This window comes from Ectobacillus funiculus, from assembly GCF_004138295.1.
GTDB lineage: Bacteria > Bacillota > Bacilli > Bacillales > Bacillaceae_G > Ectobacillus > Ectobacillus funiculus.
Window position 1 is genome coordinate 1 of sequence record NZ_SCFM01000067.1, and the last position, 453, is coordinate 453.

Genomic DNA, 453 nt, shown 5'->3' on the forward strand with positions numbered 1-453 from the left:
ATTATATTAAAGATTAGTATTTTTGATTCCATGCTTGTCCCTATTTTTCTAAAAATTCTAAAAAAATCATGTATATACATGTGAAGTTAACATAATCTAGCATTATCGGAAGCCACTGTATCTAGAAACCTATAAAAAATCTCTTCAAAATAAGAAATCCAATTGCTTTTGTTAAATATGGAATAGACAAAACAAATAAAAACCACCCGTTATCACGGGTGGTTTTTATTTGTTAGATTAACTAATTGTAATACCAGCACTTGCAAAACCTGTGACAGCGGAAACGATATTAAGACCTGTTGGGTCTATTGAGAAAACCATTAATAATTTATCACCAGGAGATACTGGTATTGCTGCTGGAGCCACAGCATTACGGTTTTCACCAATTCCAATTACTGGACCTAAGCTTGGAGTTAATAATACTGGGGTTCCTACAGGACTGAAGGTACTACT

The 453-nt window shown here is 33.3% G+C and carries 1 pseudogene; it reads right to left on the bottom strand.

Annotated elements, in window-relative coordinates:
• Positions 1 to 237: 237 nt before the first annotated feature.
• A pseudogene (locus EP737_RS25805) lies at positions 238 to 453 on the bottom strand (collagen-like repeat preface domain-containing protein); the annotation flags it as partial.